The organism is Methanolobus sp. WCC1 (assembly GCF_045690315.1).
Classification (GTDB): Archaea; Halobacteriota; Methanosarcinia; order Methanosarcinales; family Methanosarcinaceae; genus Methanolobus; species Methanolobus tindarius.
In genome coordinates this window covers 1,029,467-1,047,861 of sequence record NZ_CP146979.1, presented here as the reverse complement: position 1 = coordinate 1,047,861, position 18,395 = coordinate 1,029,467, and the positions used below count along the sequence as shown (strand labels likewise).

The 18,395-nt window shown below is 39.0% G+C and carries 15 protein-coding genes and 2 tRNA genes; 2 read left to right on the top strand and 15 right to left on the bottom strand.

Annotated features, from left to right (window positions below):
* Positions 1-32: 32 nt before the first annotated feature.
* On the bottom strand, positions 33-1,244 hold the full coding sequence (locus tag V7O61_RS05295; protein WP_407282516.1) for a PGF-pre-PGF domain-containing protein: 1,212 nt from the start codon (positions 1,242-1,244) through the stop codon (positions 33-35).
* A gap of 187 nt (positions 1,245-1,431) precedes the next feature.
* Here V7O61_RS05295 and V7O61_RS05290 point away from each other — a divergent pair, with 187 nt between their 5' ends.
* Positions 1,432-3,015, top strand: coding sequence for a type II/IV secretion system ATPase subunit (locus tag V7O61_RS05290; RefSeq protein WP_407282517.1), 1,584 nt, complete (start codon positions 1,432-1,434; stop codon positions 3,013-3,015).
* A gap of 96 nt (positions 3,016-3,111) precedes the next feature.
* Positions 3,112-3,645 (top strand): winged helix-turn-helix domain-containing protein, encoded by a 534-nt coding sequence (locus V7O61_RS05285; protein ID WP_407282518.1) that lies wholly within the window; start codon positions 3,112-3,114, stop codon positions 3,643-3,645.
* A 92-nt stretch (positions 3,646-3,737) separates the two neighbouring features.
* Here the strand turns inward: V7O61_RS05285 and mtaA are convergent, their stop codons facing one another.
* From mtaA to dph5, 14 genes are all read right to left on the bottom strand, one after another.
* A complete protein-coding gene (gene mtaA, locus V7O61_RS05280) occupies positions 3,738-4,721 on the bottom strand; it encodes a methylcobamide:CoM methyltransferase MtaA (RefSeq protein ID WP_407347481.1) in 984 nt (327 codons plus the stop codon).
* A 172-nt stretch (positions 4,722-4,893) separates the two neighbouring features.
* Positions 4,894-4,968, bottom strand: a tRNA-Ile gene (locus tag V7O61_RS05275).
* 20 nt (positions 4,969-4,988) lie between these two features.
* Positions 4,989-5,061, bottom strand: a tRNA-Asn gene (locus V7O61_RS05270).
* A 293-nt stretch (positions 5,062-5,354) separates the two neighbouring features.
* Positions 5,355-6,371, bottom strand: a complete 1,017-nt coding sequence (amrS, locus tag V7O61_RS05265; protein ID WP_407282519.1) for an AmmeMemoRadiSam system radical SAM enzyme — start codon at positions 6,369-6,371, stop codon at positions 5,355-5,357.
* A 111-nt stretch (positions 6,372-6,482) separates the two neighbouring features.
* Complete coding sequence (locus tag V7O61_RS05260) at positions 6,483-7,412, bottom strand: hypothetical protein (RefSeq protein ID WP_407282520.1); 930 nt, start codon at positions 7,410-7,412, stop codon at positions 6,483-6,485.
* The gene (locus V7O61_RS05255; protein ID WP_407282521.1) at positions 7,409-9,370 is read right to left on the bottom strand and encodes a LamG-like jellyroll fold domain-containing protein; all 1,962 of its coding nucleotides are present in this window, start codon (positions 9,368-9,370) and stop codon (positions 7,409-7,411) included. The genes V7O61_RS05260 and V7O61_RS05255 overlap by 4 nt, the downstream gene beginning before the upstream one ends.
* Before the next feature lie 10 nt (positions 9,371-9,380).
* Positions 9,381-11,327 (bottom strand): type II secretion system F family protein, encoded by a 1,947-nt coding sequence (locus tag V7O61_RS05250; RefSeq protein WP_288070370.1) that lies wholly within the window; start codon positions 11,325-11,327, stop codon positions 9,381-9,383.
* Between the two features lie 11 nt (positions 11,328-11,338).
* Positions 11,339-13,030 (bottom strand): type II/IV secretion system ATPase subunit, encoded by a 1,692-nt coding sequence (locus tag V7O61_RS05245; RefSeq protein ID WP_407282522.1) that lies wholly within the window; start codon positions 13,028-13,030, stop codon positions 11,339-11,341.
* Between the two features lie 85 nt (positions 13,031-13,115).
* Positions 13,116-13,928 carry a hypothetical protein gene (locus tag V7O61_RS05240; protein ID WP_407282523.1) on the bottom strand — a complete coding sequence of 271 codons (813 nt, stop codon included), beginning with the start codon at positions 13,926-13,928 and terminating at the stop codon, positions 13,116-13,118.
* A gap of 122 nt (positions 13,929-14,050) precedes the next feature.
* Complete coding sequence (locus V7O61_RS05235; protein WP_407282524.1) at positions 14,051-14,950, bottom strand: carbohydrate kinase family protein; 900 nt, start codon at positions 14,948-14,950, stop codon at positions 14,051-14,053.
* Between the two features lie 9 nt (positions 14,951-14,959).
* Positions 14,960-15,301, bottom strand: a complete 342-nt coding sequence (locus V7O61_RS05230) for a DUF555 domain-containing protein (protein WP_023844100.1) — start codon at positions 15,299-15,301, stop codon at positions 14,960-14,962.
* A 64-nt stretch (positions 15,302-15,365) separates the two neighbouring features.
* Positions 15,366-15,647: a DUF357 domain-containing protein gene (locus V7O61_RS05225; RefSeq protein WP_023844101.1), complete on the bottom strand. Its 282-nt coding sequence runs from the start codon at positions 15,645-15,647 to the stop codon at positions 15,366-15,368.
* A 34-nt stretch (positions 15,648-15,681) separates the two neighbouring features.
* Positions 15,682-17,448: an ATP-binding protein gene (locus V7O61_RS05220; protein ID WP_023844102.1), complete on the bottom strand. Its 1,767-nt coding sequence runs from the start codon at positions 17,446-17,448 to the stop codon at positions 15,682-15,684.
* Positions 17,449-17,510: 62 nt separating this feature from the next.
* The gene (dph5, locus tag V7O61_RS05215) at positions 17,511-18,314 is read right to left on the bottom strand and encodes a diphthine synthase (RefSeq protein WP_288068747.1); all 804 of its coding nucleotides are present in this window, start codon (positions 18,312-18,314) and stop codon (positions 17,511-17,513) included.
* Positions 18,315-18,395 lie beyond the last annotated feature (81 nt).

The following is an 18,395-nucleotide window of genomic DNA, read 5'->3' as shown; positions in this document are numbered from 1 at the left end:
CCTATTAGTTTTCCTGCAAAAAAAAGGTAGAATTATCTTCTACCTTTCGTTGTAGCAAAAATACCAGCAATAATTACTCCGGCAATACTTGCTAAAACTCCAAATCCAGGGGAACTTTGTGTTGATTCCACAGGAATTGTTGATTCTTCATCAATATCTTCAACTGTGGATTCAAGTTCCTCCACATCTTCTGCTGCAGATGAAGAAACAGATGTCTTTTCATTACTTACCGGAGCAGCAATGGCAAATGGTGAGAAACCCGGTGTTTCTGCTTCAAAGTGAACACTGGTATCATCTTCACTCAGAACACTTGTATCAAGTTCATTCCATGAATCATCTGAATATCTATAAAGAATAATATCGTCAGATGTAACACCATTTTCTTCCATCCATTCTTTCTTAACACTGAATCCTATGACAGGATCCTCAATGTTATCAGATGTTGCAAAACCAACTTTGCCTACCCAGATATTCATATTCTGATAAACAAGTCCTGGTGTGTCAGAATCTGCAAATGATGACCTGTCATTAAGAACCTCAATTGTAGTGGAAATCTTCCCGGAGTTTTTAAGACCGGTAAACTGTACATATTCTATTGCATTTTCATCAGATGAGAAATCATATTTAATGACACTTCCTTTGTTGATGAATACACTTTCTACTTCCTTTTTCAGAATATTTTCATACTCTTCACCGGAGGTTCCACCGCCACCTCCTCCACCGCTGGAGGATGAGGAAGTACTTGAAGAAGATGAGGATGAAGAATCATCAGTAGATGTCGAGGATGATAAAACTTCTATTTTTTGATCTCCTATTGTAGTTGATGTAATTCTGTCGCCAGTATTGCTATTGAGTCCGGAAATAATTCCATAAACAGAATAGGAACCGGCTGATGCTGTATCGGGAACCTCAACATAATATGTAATACTCATTTGTTCGCCTTCATCTACTTTTTTGGTCCAGAGCCATGTGGCTAACGAATCATCTTTACTATAGGTACTGTTACCATAATTTCCGCTACTTATTGCCCATCCCTCAGGTAGGTTTTCTTCAATTTTAGGTGCATCAATCTCTTCTTGGAAATATACATAAATTGTTACCGTGAAAGTATCACCTGCATCGACAGACAATTCAGATATGCTTCTTGTAGCTGTAATTTCATCAGAACCTAAAGCATTGGTTCCACATAAAATTAAAATCAGCAATGAAAGCGCAAAACCAGTTATTATCTTTTTAGCTATCATAAGTACTCCTTATTGTAACGAAACTTAGTGTTTTTAAAAGAAACATATTTCTTATATATAAACATAATGAAATTGTACAAGAGGTCATAATCATCATTATGATTATAAACAATAGTTAGTACAATATTTATATTGATGTTAAACTAATATGTAAAATCTTAAATACAAAGGAACAATAGCAATAAAAATGCAAAAGATATCTGATAAGATCAGAAAACTATCAAGCATTAGAAATAAGCATAAAAGACCTTCAGATACAGTTGCCCAAGAAACAGATGAATTAGAGCCAATTGTATCATTTGAACCTGATATCGATACTGAAGAAATAGAACGCTATTGGGTCGATGAGCCTTATGTATTTATTTCTATCTTAAAATATGACAATGATCTGTTTTACCATGTTGTTGAACCTGAACTTAATGAAATCGAAAGATCAGTACTTGATGAGGTTCTGTTCACAATAGGTGACGTACTCACCCTGAAACAAGTAAAAGATCTGGATAAAATTGATAGGGACAACAAATACAAGCTCCTTAAAGAAAAAATAAAAGAATTACTTTCTGACTATTCACAGATATCAGGAAATTCTTTTGAGAAAATATTCTACTATATAAAAAGAGATTTCATTGATTTTGGAAAGATAGGTTCCATCATGAAGGATCCTAATATCGAAGATGCATGGTGCAATGGTGTGGGGATTCCTGTTTATATTTTTCATTCAACCTATGGGAATCTTATAACTAACATTACATTCGAGAGTGATGAAAATATAGCTGCCTTTGTTATGAGAGTCGCACACCAAAGCTCAAGACATATTTCTAAATCCTCTCCGATACTTGACACAGTAATGCAGGACGGATCCAGGATTAATATCACATATGGACATGAAATCAGTCCAAAAGGAAGCTCTTTCAGTATAAGAAAGCAAAAAAAAGTCCCTTTAACTCCTCTTGACCTGATTGCCTGGAATACTTTTTCCTCGGATATTATGGCTTATTTCTGGCTTTGTATGGAAAATGGGAAAAATATACTGATATGCGGTGGTACGGCAAGTGGAAAAACATCCACCATGAATGCTGTCTGCATGTTTATTCCTTTAAACGTCAGAGTTGTAACTTTAGAGGATACGCGGGAAATACAGTTGCCACATGAGAACTGGATACCAATGGTTACCCGTGGAGGAATCTCACAGGATAATGTTGGAAACATTGATCTGGAAGATCTTCTGCGGGCCTCCCTGAGACAAAGACCTGACTATTTACTGGTTGGGGAAGTCAGGGGTAGCGAGTCACAAATATTATTCCAGGCGATGAATGCAGGCCATGCTACATGTTCAACTTTCCATGCAGGTTCTCCTACAGAAGTAATAAACCGATTTACAAATCCACCAATTAATGTTCCTGCAGCCATGTTTACAGCATTAGATATAATATGTATGCAGTCTACGACGTTTGAAAGTGGTACTGAAATAAGGAAAGTATCCAAAATAGCTGAAGTTACAGGTGTTTCAGAATCAATTGACATTCAGGATGTATTCATATGGAGCAAACTAAATGATCATTTTGAATATCACCAGTCCAAAGTTCTTGATGAAATAAAATCAAGAAGAGGATGGAATGAAGTAGATTTAGAAAATAATCTCAATAAAAGAAAATATTTTCTGGAAACTTTAATAGCAAAAAATATCCGGGGTTACAATGAAATCATATTTTGGATAAATTATTTCAATAGTTCTCCTGAAATAAGCATACAGGAATTAAATCACCAGTAATCATACTTAAGTCATAGTTGAGCAAGAACAATAAGCAAAACATATATAGACATTCATCTTTAGTAAAGAAATATGACAGATAATACTAACGAAGAATTGAAAGAAGATGAGAAATCTAATTTTTTAAAATTATTCTATGCACTTGATAGCAAAACAAGATTAGCCATTATTCAAAGTTTATTTGAAAATGAGAAACATATTTCAGAAATTGCCCGTGAGCAAAAAATCTCAGTGCCTGTTGCAGCAAAGCATGTTAACATCCTGGAAGATGCAAATCTTGTTAAAAGAAATATTTATGGAAAAACTCATGTTCTGGAATTAAACAATAAGGATGTGGCCAAATCACTTGATATTCTGGCACCAACTAAGACTGTAGAGGTCAAAAAAGGAACAAATCTTCTGGATGCTCTGAAGGAAGTTGCCATTATCGAAACAAAAAAATTACGAGGAAAAGACCATGTAATCTCAACTAATGGAGATGAGGGGTTTTTTATTTATGAACTGGATGGACAGTTTTGTGATCAAACAGTTCAGAATTGCATATTCAGAAAAGATGTAACTGTTGTCTGGAAAAAACTGGAACCTGTGGCAAAATTATGCTTAAATATCAAAGTGAGAGATGATGACTAAGACAGATTTATGCAAAAAAGATAATTATCTAAATCGTGGAAGAAACACTTATTCTTACTAACTAAAATAAAATTATTAAAACAAAATTGTTTTCAAACATACTCATTCCTTGCCTCCACCATGGCAAGAAGATTTCTCAAAGGTGTCTCCGGAGCCAGCCCACATCCCGGAGCAAGGATGTCGATATCAGTATCAAGACATTCAAAAGCCTCTTTTCTAACATCATTTGGTGTTTTTATATATAGAGTATGTGCAGTTGAAATGTTCCCTATTACAGCTATATTATTACTGTGTGCGCTATTTACCACATATTCCAGATCCTTCACATTTTCTTCCACGCTTATAGCACTGAAACCGCATTCAAGGATATCCGGAACTATACTATCAATTTCACCACAAATATGTAGAATACTATGACCTTGTATGTTTTCATTGAATCTGACTAATTCAGGTTTTATAATTTCTCTAAATGCAGCAGGCCCTATCATCTCCGGAGAAGACGTGGCATCTGCAAGCACCACTGCATCCGCACCTGAAAGAAAATAGGCGTTGGCACAGGTAATACAGGCATCAACACATTTTTCTACAATTTTCCTTGCAATTTCAGGTTTCTTTACAGTTAATTTTAAAAATGGTTTTATTTCACAAAGATAAGAAGAAAGATCAGCAGGCCCTTCAATGCCTGCAACAATAGGAACTGACAATCCTTTATCATTTTTAAGAAGTGAAATTGCTTCCATTACAACATGTATTCTTCCTTTTTCCAGCAGATCAACTGGTACATCAAACTCTGCAGGGTCTTTTTCAAAAGGATGAGTTATTATCGATGGTGTCCTTGCTTTTGTGCCGATATCAATTTGACATCCAAGTGCCTCACCGACAACTGTCACATCAAATGGAATGCGTATGACCTCAAGTTTTGCAACAGTATGTAAAGAAGAAGCAAGTTTTGCCATTTTTTTCGGATTGCTGTCTGCTTCAGGCCTGCTGGCTCCGGAAATTTCCATCAAATCAAGTATTGCTGATGTGGTGACAGTGCCTGTAAGAGGAGTGTTAACTTTTTTTCCATCAAGTATATCCTGGAATTTCTTTAAAATATAAGATTCGGTTTCGCTAATGTAATACCATCCTTAAAATTACATCTGTTTCAGATATATTTAGATGCAAATCTGATAAAAAGGATCCTATATTCAGTTTAAAATGATATAACCCTTAATTATCATTAGAGAAAAACTAAATGTTTTTAAGTGGGCCTAACCGGATTCGAACCGGTGACCGCTCGGTTATGAGCCGAGCGCTCTAACCTGGCTAAGCTACAGGCCCAATACGAGAAAAGTTTGAAGCGCCGCAAACAGGGCTCGAACCTGTGACATTCTGGTTAACAGCCAGACACTCTACCAACTGAGTTATTGCGGCTCTCAGCATGGCGCTCACGCGCGAATCCTTCTAATGCACTTATTGCTTTTAAACCTTTTGATTGCACGGCTTTGTTGGTCCAATTTTGGCCTGGTTTTAACCCTATATTTACACAATATTTACCCTGAAAAACCAGGTCATCATTATTATGATGATTATATATCATGAAACATATATGTTCCAATGGAAACGAAGGGGTAGAGAACAGTATTAGCTTAATATACAGTAACACCATAAAGTTACAAACCCAATATTTTTCAAAAGTGTCTATTCAATAGAATGTCCTGACATACCTAATCATCTGACACAATATTAACAGAAGCGCCGCAACGCGGGCAAGCACCCTTGTCCGTCAGTTCATAAGACTCTAATCCAAACATACCTCTTTTTATAAGCAATTCTCCACATTCAGGACAAAAAGTATGTTCGTGACCATTTCCCGGAACATTGCCTATATACACATATTTAATACCTTCTTCCCTTGCGATGAAATAAGCCTTTTCCAGTGTTTCTACAGGAGTTGACCTAATATCCTGCAACTTGTAGTAAGGATGAAAACGTGTAAAATGAACTGGAGTGTCTGCACCCAGATTCTCGTTAATCCACTTAGACATTTCACGTATCTCATTTTCAGAATCATTGAGAGTAGGGATAACCAGATTAATAACTTCCACATGCATTCCAAGCTCCTTTGCAAGTTTTGCAGACTTAAGAACAGGAGCAAGTTTAGCACTTGTAATATTCCTGTAGAACTCCTCAGTAAAAGCCTTGATATCAACCCTGAAAGCGTCAAGATATGGAGCTATTGTTTCCAGAGCTTCCCTAGTTATGTATCCATTTGTAACGTAAACCGTACCAAGTCCCTTTTCCTTTGCAAGCCTGGCGCAATCATAAGTGTACTCAAACCATATTGTCGGCTCATTATAAGTCCATGCAATTGACCTTGCGCCGGAAGACACAGCTCTTTGCACAGCCTTTTCAGGGCTTATTTCAATGGCATTAGCCTCATCAATACTTATCTGTGAAATTGTCCAGTTCTGACAATGCTTACACCTGAAATTACATCCTATGGTCCCAAGAGAATAAACAAGTGAGCCAGGATAAAAATGATACAACGGTTTTTTCTCAATCGGATCAAGAGCTTCGCTTGAAACAACATTATAATTCAGCGTGTAAAGAGTCCCGTCCCGGTTCTCCCTCACAGCACAAAAACCACGCTTACCAGGTGATATCCTGCACCTGTGGGCACATAAATTACATCGGACCTTACCGTCATCAAGTTTCTCATAGAGCATAGCTTCCTTTATCATCAGAAATCCCCTTTTAAAGATTTGATTTCATTATTGATGAAACTAAGCATTGATAAAAAATAAGCACACAATTAACTCTAAAATAATAAACTAAGTATTATCTTAAATATGTCAGGACAAAAGATTCAGCCTCGCATCAAAAAATGTCTTTGTAACATTTATCATGATATCTTCACCGGAATTTCCTTCAAGGATAAATACAACTGCAGTGTCATTAGAACTTACAGAGTATTCCGCCGAATCAATTCCTGCATCATCAGCCAGCGCTTCAAAATAACTTTCCCAGGACGCGGGATATGATGTCTGAATTGTCATTGTCATATCAGTAAACATGACACCATCCCAGTAAAGAGACTCTGAACCATTTGTCCTGAAATTAACCTCTTCAATAGAATTACTGCTGATAGCTTTTCTGGGACCGTTCAGATCAATTACATTAAATTCCACAGTTATATTACTGGAATTTTGTGTCTTTCTTATATCCATCTGAGGACCAAGACGCATTAATGAAAAACTATCCTGGGCCAGAATGAGAGCTCCACCCTCATAGACATATTTCTGGTCTATAAAATAATGATTATCAGACCTGTAATTTACAGTTCCAAGATCAAGGAGGAAAGGATCACTATTGTAATCTATTCCCGGAGTGGTACCCACAATATTAATTTCAAAATCATCATCGTTTATAGTAAGTCTTCCACTGGATTTTTCAGGACTGAACATGGGCAATGAAGCCCCACCCATCTTAACAGGAACACTTACGGAAAGGCTTGTGGAAGGTTCAGTTCTTGCATAACCTGAAAGGATATCAAGTTCATTTTTCATCCCTGCCATATCATAAAAGACATCGTCCATATGTGACTGTTCCGCAGAGGTTTTCCACTCAGGAATATACTGCACATAAACAAGAGTTATCACAGATACCACTATACCAAAAAGAAGGACAGCAGAGATTGCAGCAGAAATAGCTCTTTCATTGCCAAGGAAATCTCTTAAATCCTTATGCTTCCTCTGGCAGCAACCGCTTTTTATTTTTATCATGGATTTGTCCTCGCATAGTAATCTGCCATATCTGACTCATCCAGTGTTACATTGTATATCTCCACCTCATCGAGATAACCACGGAAATAATAGTTATTGCTTCCATAGTTCTGCCTGCCCATCCACAAATCATAATTATTTGGCACAAGTTGATAACCGTTCATTGAAAGTGACTCTACAAATGTAGCATCTTTGTAGAAGCTCACATCATTTCCATCAGCAACAACACCTATCTGATACCATGTATTTTTCTGAAGATTCATTCCTGTAGTTTCAACATAATGATAACCTGAACTTGTCCATTCAAACCAGAGTTCTCCACTACTGACAAAAACGTCAAAGTTGTCCTGATCATTTGCTCCTTTACCGATAATACAATAGTCATTATTATTATTTGCAAGTCTTAACCAGAATATCAGACTCACATTCTGGTCAAAATCAAGGGAATTGTCATCTGAAACGACAAGATAATCACCATTACCGTCAAAATACATCGCTGAATTATTTATTGCTGTGCCGACAGACCATTTTGCATCTTGGATAGAAGCATCATTGCCATCAACACTGTCATAAGCAACTGAACCTGAACCTTCATCGAATTTCCATCTTGAAACAGGAATCACAGATGATGTTCCTGGTTCTTCTGTCTCTTCCGGAGGGAAAAGCTCGTAATAACCACTACAGGTAATATAGGTGTTAGAAGGATTGAAATTGATCTCAGTGCTTCCTGAACCATAGAAACCGATGTTTGAAATATTGATACCGGAATTATTGGTTTGCCAGTTAATGATTGTGTCACTATCCGCTTTAAGATAGGTCTGGCTGCTATAAGATGGAAGTTCATATTTTAGAGTTGAATAATAATTCGAGATTGGATAAACATAGATATTTGTGACCAGACCTGTGTCCTGCAATACATCGTTTATGTACAGATTAACGTTCAGGTTGAAATTTGATATGGAATCACTACCACCCATGGAAATATGTCCTGAAGTCTGGTCATTTACAACTTCAAGTTTGACTTCATCAGATAGAGCCAGGTTGTACCTGGTACCGTCTATATCTACATACCGGTAATTGCCGTCATTTGTAAAGCTGATATAGCCGCCGTCCTTAATTACGCCGCCTATTGAGTTTTTATTCAGGATTATACTGTTTGCAAATATACCCGATGGTGCCACAACAGTTACTCCCTGGGAAAAACTGTCTGTATTACCATCATCATCAGTAACAGTAAGACTTATTGTATAGGTTCCTGCGGAAGAGTACTGGTGTGAAGGATCCTGAACTGTAGAAGTTCCTCCGTCACCGAAATTCCATGACCATGCAACAACTGTTCCATCTGAATCTGTAGACTGATCTGTAAAGGTAACCGTTTGAAGTACTCCGGGACTTGCTGGTGAATATGTGAAATCAGCAACCGGATCATATTGTGATGGTGTGACATTGCCACCTGATCCAGACCCTGAACCCATTTCGAGTTCTTCTCCAAGAAGAGAACCGCTTTCAATAACTAGATTGGAATCCGTTTGCAGTAAAATCATGCCAACGTAATCATCCTCATTGATGGTCGTGTTCCAGAGAAGATCCGTATCAATTACAATGGTTTGTCCAAGGTGCCAGCTATTGCTTCCTATTATCTGCTTCAGTTGTGACGAGGATATATCCCTGCGTGTGCCATTCAGATTAAGGACTAATTCCACTTTATCAAGGTCAATATTCTCACCGCCTGAATGCCTCAGATAGACAGTATCTGAACTGACATCCACCCAGCCATCTACATCTGCATGCACAGCATCTTCTGATTCAAGATAGGAGAATACAAACACAGCTATTACAGAAAATGCAAGTACAGCTATAGCTGTCAAAAGTATCTCACCGATTATTTCGGAAACTGCATTTTCATCATGGAATATTTCCATGATTCCAGATTTTTCATTTTTAAGCTGTGTTCCCATGTATTTCACCTCAGATGAAGAATGCAAAGAGTATGTAAGCAATTGACATCATCATGATGGAATGCTTATATCCTGAATGAATGGTTCCGCCTCCCATTTTCCCTGCTACCAGACCTGAACAGAAACCCTGTATCATAGCTGCATGGAAAAATATCAGGGTATATTTGTCAAGGTCAAAAGCAGTCGACAAGCTTAGACCTGAAATTGCACCTTCTGTGGATGCAGGCATTGCCGGCAGGAAATAAGCTGCCAGTATGTAAACTATGAACAGAAAAACCATGAAAGCTATGTAAATAATAAAGATGTAAACAAACATCTCTGCATTACGTTCTTTTTTAAGTTGCCTCTGGATGTCAGCATCATGAGCTGCAATTGCCAGCACGCTTTTTACGTCACCTGTAGCCTCATTGGCTTTGATTATGAGATTAATGATACGTCTGGTCATTTCCGTACGTATCCTGAACTCAAATTTTTTCAGTGCATCATCAAGCTTTGCTCCCCATGAAATATCATTTACAAGACGTTTTACTTCTGAATGAAGGATACCTATCTTAAGCTGCATGCTCATGACAATAGCATCGACTAGAAGAATTCCAGCCTCATTTATGCTTGCCAGGTTATTGAGAAAATCAGGAATGTGATTTTCAATCTGATTTACGCGATAGGTTCGTAGTTCATCAAAAATTATGAAAGGAACAAGCAGAATAATAAGTGCTATGAATATCTGATCGTCGATTATGCTTACAGTCAGAACATTGAAGCTATTTATATAGAGAATGTTTGCAACATTTATGTACTCATTAACGGTATAGAATAGGTACACTAGTGAAACAGGTACAGTAATGAATAAAACATGAGATGGATTATTTGTGAAAAGAGCCAGTGGATGTGTAACCTTATCAATGAACTTCACAATTCTGGCATAATTGCGCATTTTTTTCCTTTTGACTTCTTCATCTGATTCTCCTGCTTTTAATGGAATATGGGAAAAAATATCCAGTTTTTTTTCCACAACATAGAAATCAGGAATCTTCGGATTATCATTTGTCAGTGAATTAAGCAGAAGAAGGAAAATAACGGTTCCTATCGGGATAATCAGGTAAACTATCAGATTTAGAATACTAGCTGAGCTTGAACTTACAAGTCCCAGTACTACAAGAATAGTTATCAAAAACAGCGGGCCTGCAACAAACGCTGAGATATATACTTCTGCAAGCACACTAAGAGTTTCAAAGAATATTTTCTGCTCTTTTGTAGCGGTGAGTCGGTACTGGTCATTCTTTGCCTTGAGATATGAGCTTACATCACCACCGCTGGTCACAATGGAAGTCATTCCATCCAGAAAATCCTTAAATTTCTTGGAAGGGGTTCGCTGTCCAGCACGGTCAAAAGCCTGAAGAAGATCGGTACCATAGTATTCCATGTCCTTTACGATATAACCCACTTCTTCTGCCGCAGCACCATAAATGTAATAGTTCTGTGCCAGTGACTTCATGATATCAATAAGATTCATTCCACCACCATGGCTCATTGCATAGAGATATGCAGTAGTGTGTGGAAGAGACTGGTTAATGAGTGTTCCCCTTACATTTGCTTGTACTTCAGGTATTGACATGAAAATGTAATATGTCAATGAGGAGGCTATTACAGCAAAAAGAACAGCCAGCCCGATACTTAGTAATAAATGAAAATTCGACCAGATCCAGGGAATTTCAGTACCAACACCTAACATATAGGGCCTGACGTTTCCAAGAAGGTAATATCCGGCAAGCAGTCCGACAAAACCGGCAAACAGTGCCATTATAAACGAAAAGAAATAAGTCTGGGCAATGTATTGTTCTATCAGCATACCCAGCCCTGCTTTGCGTATTAAAAGACGCTGATCCTCGTATCGATGGATGTGTCTCCTCACATATTTTCCGAATATAAGGTGTGCGGCTGAGTCGATGATATCCATACCAGATTCCCCTACATGTTCTGTTCTATCATTGTCTGAAATGTATCGGCTTCTATGGCTTCAATAACAGATTCAGGATTTGCATCATAAGCCTGTACTACCAGTGAAATCCTTACATAATCTCTCATGTTCTTCTCTCGGAGATATGTAAGAATGCGGACTCTGTTATCCAGTTCAGTTGCAAGTTTGTTCCTGTCCCAGCCTCTTGCAACCATAACCTTGTTCAGGGTGTACGAATCCCCAGTCTTAATGAAAGTGTCACTAATAGGGTCCCAGCGGTAGAGTTCGTTTATTCGGATGTAACCGGTTTTGGCATCTATACCTGTAAATTCCACAAGACTCTGTGTTCTGCGGACCCTTTTGTTATTTACAAATGTCTGCATCTGGATACTCAGGATATCAAGTGACTGGAGCATTACATGAGGAACATTAAGCGGGGGACTGTCAAGCCTGTTGACAACAGTCTGAACGTCACCTGCGTGCATTGTGGAATATGTTGCATGTCCCGTGGATATGGCCTGGAACAGTGTGAGAGCTTCCTCACCCCTGATTTCTCCTACAAGAATGTATTCCGGTCTCTGCCTGAGGGCTGAACGCAGCAGGTCATACATGGATATTTCACCCAAACTGTTCACATTAAGTGGCTTGCGTGTAACTCCTGCTATCCAGTTATCATGATGGAGTGTGAGTTCCCTTGTATCTTCAATGGAGACAACCTTTGACAATGGAGGTATGAAGAGTGAAACTGCATTAAGCAGGGATGTTTTTCCTGATGCGGTACCGCCTGCAAATATGGCACAATCTCCATTTTCCATTGCAAGCCAGAAATAGGCCATCATTTCAATGTTACAGGTGTCATAATTCACAAGATCAATAGGAGTAATTGGATCCCCACGGAACTTCCTGATGGTAAAAGAACTTCCCCTTGTTGTTATTTCTTTTCCAAGGGTTGCCTGAAGACGTGACCCATCAGGGAGTGTTGCATCCACCATTGGTTCGCCAACAGAGATGTGCTTACCGCTTTTCTGACAGAGCTTTATTACAAGCGAATTGAGTTCCTCTTCACTGAAAGCAATATTTGTCTTTATATTACGGTATTTATTATGATACATGAAAACCGGGACTTCTATTCCATCACATGAAATATCCTCTATACCCGGATCCAGCATCAGTGAGTTTATACGGTCGTGGCCAAGGAAATTACGTTTAAGATAATAGAATATCTTGTAGGTTGAAGAGATTTCCAGGCTCGCATGATACCTGTTAAAAAGGGCGAGTGCATTCTCCATCAGCACAGTTTCTTTGTTTCTGTCGGTGCTGACACCACCAAGACTCAGGATGTCCTGAAGATCGTCATATACTCTTTCAAGAATATCTTTTTCATATAAGGTCAGCGTTGGCTCAACCACGTGATAATAGTAGATGTTGCCCTTTTCCAGTATGCTGATGAATGAATAAGGTTCGTTTACCCAGTAACGTTCAACCTCCTGGTATCCGTCAGGAATTTCAAATTCCACCAGCAGACCGTGTATTTCAGGTTCATAATCAGGAAGTCTTGTACGTGGATGAATTATTGAATTAATTCCTGATTTGATATCAGTAACCAGAGTAGACAATCTGGAAGACTTTTTATCATCTATGGGGACTTCTTCGTTTTCAGTAAGAAGTTTTTCATCAATAATTAGATCCTGAGGTTCCATCATCGATTATTATATAATCGCTAGTATATAAAAAGTCTTTGATTTTTATTTTTATAAATATGTTGAAACAGATTTGCTTATCAAATATTCAAGCTACTTCAATTCCCACTTCCATAGGATACTCAGAATTATTGATAAAATTGAAGTATAATTTCTCAGATGAACCAAGTCCCGTAGAACGTGCCACAGTTGCAGATTCCTCAAATTCATAATCTCCATCAAGTACTACAACATACCGGTGTTTTCCCAGAACTTCACTGATATCTGGAGATACTATTACCTCACCCGGGGATATTGAATATTCCTCACTAAATATCAATGAGCTTGAAGGATTGAATACCTCAATTGAAATATTGTGTTCCAGATTGTCCTCATTGCTTATCTCAAAAGTCAGTGGGTCGATAGGATACTCTTCATGCCGTTGTTCCTCTTTCTTATAGTCGGTCATGTAAACAACGTAAATCATTTTGTTGTCTACTATATCCCATGAAGGTGCTATTTGATAAGAGTGCGTACCAAGATCAACATAGCATGAAAAAGCATTTTCACCAAAGGAGAATTCAGCCTGATTGGCTGCTACACCATTGGCATATCCACGGTAGTAACCATCCGCTTTGTCAGATTCAAAAATTATAATACTTACATCCTCATCCAATAGCTTGAGACTAAGATTACCATTATCAAGCGCTTGCCTTAGATTGTCGACATTAACTGTTACAGCTTTATACTCATCCCAGTGTGCTTGTGCATCTTCTTCAGCTATAGTATAATCTACATAGGTGAGAATTTCATCTTCAGCTGAGAAATTTGCGTATAAAAGCCCCTCAATTGTAAATATGACAAATACAATTGCAATTAAGGAAAGTGCTGTCTTATCAGATGTTATTTTACTCCACTCCACATTAATATAATGTGAAATACTGCATTTAATTTATTTAAGCTTTATCAAAATAAAATAACTATGTGTGGCTTTAATCAATAGACTACTTAAAAAGTAAGAAAAGAAAATGAACTATCCCGCAATTAAGCCGGAAGTTCAAGTTTACCGAAATTCTCTTCGTAACGTGCCTTCATGACATCCCATGTTGGAAGGTCGGTCTGGCATCCGATGCTCTGAACAGCAAAAGAAGCAACTGTAGAACCAATCTTACCACAAACTTCCAGTGGGTATCCACGTGTGTAAGCAAGAAGGAAACCGGCTCTGTAAGCGTCACCTGCACCTGTCGGGTCAAGTGCTTTCACGGTAACTACAGGAATTGTTACCTCAGTTCCATTGTTATAAATTTTACTGCCGCTTGCATCGTAAGTTACAATAACTGTTTCGATCATGCTGAGAATATCGTCCATTGATTTCCCGGTCATCTCACAGACACGCTGTATCTCATGTTTGTTTGTAAAGAGAATATTGGTATTTTCAAGGATGCTTTCAAGATTTTCCCTTGAATATGTTATAAGGTCCTGTCCGGGGTCGAATGAAACGAACTTTGCCTTTTTAGCAATCTTTGCGTTATATGTTGAATCTGATGTTGCAAGGTGTACAAAATCAACTTCCGGTGGCTCCAGACCTTTAAGCTCTATGGACGCTCCCCAGTGGAAATATGTACTCTGGTTATGCTCCCTGTCTGTGAAAACAAAGGCTCTTGTGCTTTTATGCTCAGGGAATCTGTAGAGAAGTGACAGATCAACACCGAACTTTTCAAATTCAGCTTCATATCCAGATGAAGCAAAATCTCCTCCCACTGCGGATATAAGCTGAGCATTTCCTCCAAGTATTGCTATTGCAACTGCAATATTGGCAGCTCCGCCTCCATAATACTGGTTGTAATCTATTATAGGATGGGATTCATTGTGTACTGCAATATTTTCTACATCAAAAAGGAGATCAATAGCTGCATGCCCTACAACAGTTATTACCCGGTCCATGTTAACACCTTACTCGAATTCCTCTACATCCACAACAGCGAGAGGAACATCTCTTAATGCACGACCAATAACTGATTTTGCAATTCTGGCTGCGTGCTCCGGACTTTCAGCATCAAATACTTTCATTTCAAGAACAAGACCAACAATTGCGGTGTTAGCAGCAATGAAAACACTGGTAATTGGTTCTTCACATGCAGGACAGAAAGTTGTTCCGATGTCTACTTCCACATAATCCAGTTTAGGATTCAGGCGTTTTCCTGCTTCAGAAATTGCAACACCAATTGCATCATCTGCGGATTTTACGTCTCTAACCAACCAGGCGGCTTCAAGTGTAACATGATAATTTGACATTATATCTCTCCAATTTAAACTTCATTTCTTCTTCAATTAAATATAACTTAATAGAACTTATATTTCATATTGTAAACAACACGTCATCGTCGACATCAAACAGGCCAAGTCTTGCTCCTGCGTCAAGCCATGCATGTCCGTAACTGAAACAGACAAGGGCATTGACAGGGTCATCAATTTCAACAAAATGAAGACCATCATTATAGTATGAACTTGCCATATTACGATAATCTCCGGCTACCGTATACATATGAGATTGTGGAATCGGGGCAACTTTGGCCTTTTCCAGAGCTTCCCTTAATAGTCGCTCATATCTCTTAACTTTTTCATTCAGGTCAGCAGCCATATAAGATCACCCTGTTCAACGTAATTCATAGTTATTATCTGTTCGCCCTGAAAAGCTTTTTAAAGAGCTTTCCTCCGCCCTCAGACTCCTCACCGTTTGTGGCTTCAACGCGTGGTGGTCTTGATGGCTGTCTTTTTGGAGGAGGTGTGAAATTTGTGTCCTGAGTCGGAGAATCAACTACCGGAATATCCAGAACATCGTGTTCATGTGATTCCACTGTAGTTGCAGCGGGCACAGGCCTGCGTACCGAAGTTGGAACTACCGGTTCATGACTTTGACCTGCTACTAACTCAGGTGGTGGTGGTGGAGTTGGAGTCCGTGCAGCCTTGAGAACATTGACAGATTCACCACCGTGCTTGGATTTTCTTATTCTGATATCAACAAGCACAGGCCTTTCAATTTCATTGCTAACAAGCATGGCAACACCCGGAGGCAAACGCATGAGTTCTTCCTCAACATAGGAAGTTACACCCTCCAGACCCTTGCTTATAGCCTTAAGGTCGTTGGGGTTTGTGACTTTCATTATAACCTGAGTTCCACACTGAGAGAGAACATTCTTGTCAACTCTTGCAGGTCTCTGGGAAACAACCATCATACCAAGACCGAACTTACGACCTTCTGATGCGATTGTCCTGAGAATGTCAGTACTGGTGGTTTTACTGAAACCTTTTTCAGGAGCATAATTATGTGCTTCCTCAACAACGAGCATACCAGGCGGGATCTGGTTGAGCTTACGTGCCTCAAAAAGACCGGAACAAAGACTGGCAACAATCATGCTCTGAAGTTCGGGAGCAACTCCCTTGAAGTCAATTACTGCAGCTTTTCCTTTCTGGAAAAGTTCGCTTATGGAAGTTGGATTAGGGGATAGGATATTTGTATCCCTTATCTGTTCAAGGGCATTGATAACAATCCACTTTGCCTTGCTTTTATCGTTACCAACCTCAAATATAATATCATCAATCGTGTATGTCTCCATCTCAGCACGTAGTTTCTGAATTGCTTCATATAATATACCAGTGTGTGTGGTTGAGAAATTATCAGGGAAGACCGACGTCAGATCCTTGACAGTAAGATTCATACCATTGAGCCTGAACAACTCATCTGCATCGGGATTGATTGCCTTGCTTGCAGGAGTATATACTGTTACATTTTTCCCGTAACCCTTGGGTTTTACACCAAACCGCTTGAAATCTTCAGGACTGCCTTCACCTTCAACCTTCAAAGATGAATATTCGCTGTGCGGATCTATTATAAGCATTGGAATATTGTGATCAAGCAGCTCTTCCAGCAGCACGGATGCAGTATATGATTTTCCACTTCCGGTTTTTGCCAGGATACTACAGTGTTTCTGAACAAGACTATTGACGCTCAACTGCACTTTAATATTAGTGCCTTCAAGCATACCGATACTCATTTCGTTCCCCGTAAGTCCGAGCACTGATCTTGTAAGTCCCTCGTCTGCTGCAAAAATGGGGCTTCCAGGACTGAAAGGTATCACCGGTGCACGCAGCATTCCGATCTCATCTCTGGAACCGATTATCATTACCTCAGCAACGATCTTGTCATCACTTTTATCTGCACGCTGTCCCTTCATTGCCTCTTCGATAGAAAATGAATCACTGTATCGTTTTATGGCCATTACCTGACCAAGTACCCATGTGTGATCTTTCTCTTCCGACGACGCATCATGCCATACTTTGACGTATGCGCCCCTGTATACTTTGGAACTGTCAAAAACCATTACTTTGAACTCAAAGGTTCCTGTTTCTCCAAAAATAACGCCTACTGAACCTCTTACCATTTTTCATCCCTCAAATTCATGGTCTTCGCTATTATGTTTATTATGTATTATTATATCTTCCCTCAGTCATCAAGCCCTTCAAGGATCTCAGCAGGTGCACCAAGTAGTTCAACAAGGGCTTCTGCTTCGATAAAATGAAGTGATGCGGGAATGACAAGTATATGTAAAGGCTCTCCGAAATCCTCGTCCTTCAATGCATGGGCATATCCTGCCTTTACAACAGGCGCTTCTGAGCCTGCCCTTGCAATACCCACAGCAATGGCATTCTCCATGATACCCTCACCCCTTTTTTCCTCTACCTGAAGAAGCAGGGAAAGAGCCTGGTTCACTGTCATGTAACCTTTATCCTTATCGATGTCGAGGAAAACAAGAGTATGCATATTGTGCTTTTTGTTAAGCTTGATAGTATCATAAGGAGTCTCTGATATTACTGTAACACCGCGACTGCTGGTAAAGGGATGAGGAATTGTCGATGCTTTTCCGAAACGATAGTTCTGAAGACATGAAAGACCACAGATTGCTGAGGCAATAGATGAGCCGTGTATAAGTTTAGTCTCAATACCCAGGTTCTTTGCACGAAGTCGCAGATCAACGTGGGTTGTGGAAACCATTGTGTCGCCTCCTGTGAGGAAAGCCACGTTCTTATCTTTAGCTTCAGCAAGCCAATCAGGAGATATTTCCACATCTTCCCTTGAAAGAAGGTTTACCTTTTTTCCATAGAGTGATTCAAGTTCTTCCAGTGAACTACCCATCAGTCTTGATGTGTAGAATTCAGCAAATACCATATCAGCATTTTTTATAGCTTCAAGTCCTTTCAGGGAGATATCTTTCTCATCAAAAAGGCCCAGTCCTATGAAAGTAAGCATAGTCCGCAGATATGTCCTAATGGAATAAATGCTTTGAGAATGACATAGAATAATTAAAGAAGCATTAATGTATGTCCGGAG